Origin of the sequence: Acinetobacter sp. YH12040 (genome assembly GCF_013420005.1) — a bacterium.
GTDB classification, from domain to species: Bacteria; Pseudomonadota; Gammaproteobacteria; order Pseudomonadales; family Moraxellaceae; genus Acinetobacter; species Acinetobacter amyesii.
Map to the genome: position 1 here is coordinate 1 of NZ_VOZB01000032.1, position 1,715 is coordinate 1,715.

The 1,715-nt window shown below is 36.5% G+C and carries 1 pseudogene; it reads right to left on the bottom strand.

The features are described 5' to 3' along the window. Window positions 1-705 precede the first annotated feature (705 nt). Window positions 706-1,632, bottom strand: a pseudogene (gene repM / locus FTT99_RS16290) (replication initiation protein RepM); the annotation flags it as partial. Window positions 1,633-1,715 lie beyond the last annotated feature (83 nt).

Here is a 1,715-nt window from a genome sequence, read left to right on the forward strand (position 1 = left end):
GTTTAGTTGTTCTTCAAAATCTTGCTTGTTTAAATCACCTGAAACGTACTGATCATAAAGTTTTTGATGATCTTCAGTGATTTCTAAATCGTAATATTCTCGATCTGATTTCTTTAAAAACACCTCTGACAAACGATTATTTTTTTCAGCATCACTCAATTTCATGGTCTAAATGCTCCTATTTTGCGTTTATTGGCGTTTTTAGCCCTGTTTAGCTAGATTTCCCTGTTTTGAATAAAAGTGCGCTTAAAGGCGATTTTAGGCGGTTTTAAGCCATGTGTGAAAATTTGATATTTTAAAAGTTGCCGATCGGCAACTTTTAGCGGTTTGGGGGATTTATCATTTTCCGACAGCAGGAGGGAATGCACGCTTCCGCGTTTCTCTCCGAGAAACAAAAAAACGGCCTCTGAAAAAGATAAAAATAAGCCCCAAAAGTTGGGGCGTTTTGAAATCTTTTTTAGAGGGGGAAACTCAAGGATTAGATTTTAGGAAATCGTAAAATTGAAGTTGCTGTTTTGGGTCTTTTAGCATGATGCAAAGCCGTTGCATAAAATCATTAGGTGATTCATTCTCTTGCTTCAAATGTTTGAATTTTTTATTTCTGGACATGCCGTAAGAAATTCGGTTGATCTGCATATTTGGAAAATCTATAAACTTAGGTTCATCGACCTGTTTGATTGGTGCTGATTGTATTTTCTTAGAACCAAAGCCGAGCTGTTCCAGTAGCGGATAAAACATCCTGAATTTTTTTGGCTCTAAAAGCATGTCTGCAAGGCGTTTCGTAAAGTCTTCGGATGACTCTCCGATCTCTGCATATTCGCTACCAACTTCGGGCAGTTCAGATAATTTGTGTGCAAACAAATGCCGTTGTGCATCGGTCATTTCGACAAAGAAATCAGGTGTGTTTGGATCTCGTTTAGGGTCGGTTTTTTGTTGTTTTTTTGGCTGTGCCTTCTGTTTAAATCGGAATGAAAAACCAATAATATTACGTCCTCTTTTGTGCTGTTCTTCTTTGACAGTAATATCTGTATTTTCATTGATTTGCTTTAATGATGGTTCTAAAACACGCTTTTTAAAGTCGTGCATTCGATGATATTCACTTTCTAATACTCCCAATCTTTCTCTGAACTCACTTAGCTCAATAATTGGTGTTTTCCCACTACTACGCCAAGCAATCAAAAGTTCATAAAGTCTAATGGCGTAGCCAGTGGAAAGCCCTTTTACTTGCTCTAACTCATAGCTCGTAAATTGTTTTTCTAGCCGAGTTATTAAAGGGATAATTGCAGGTGAAAAAATTAACTCAACAGATGCCGTTTTTTCGATGTATGCAATTTGAGAAACCCAACGTGAGGTAATATGAGCTACTCCTTTTCCTCTTGGTTCTTGATAGCTAAATTGACGAGCAAACAAGTCTTTACAGGCTTCTTTTAGTGCTTGATAAGCACCATTTTTCAATACATCAAAGTGGTTGATATAGCTCTCTGCGTGAATAGTTAAAGGGTCATTCGCATTAATACCTTTACCACTTTCACGGGCTTCAATTATTGCTAAAAGAATTAACCGTTGTTCCACTAGGTCAAGATTGTAGCTGGCATTAATTAAAGCGTTATCTTTCACAATTAAATCTTTCATATAGCGTCTTATTTTATTATGTCGTCTTATTGATCTTATGTGAAGCCTTATCAAGAAGCAATAAGCAGACATATTTTATTTTG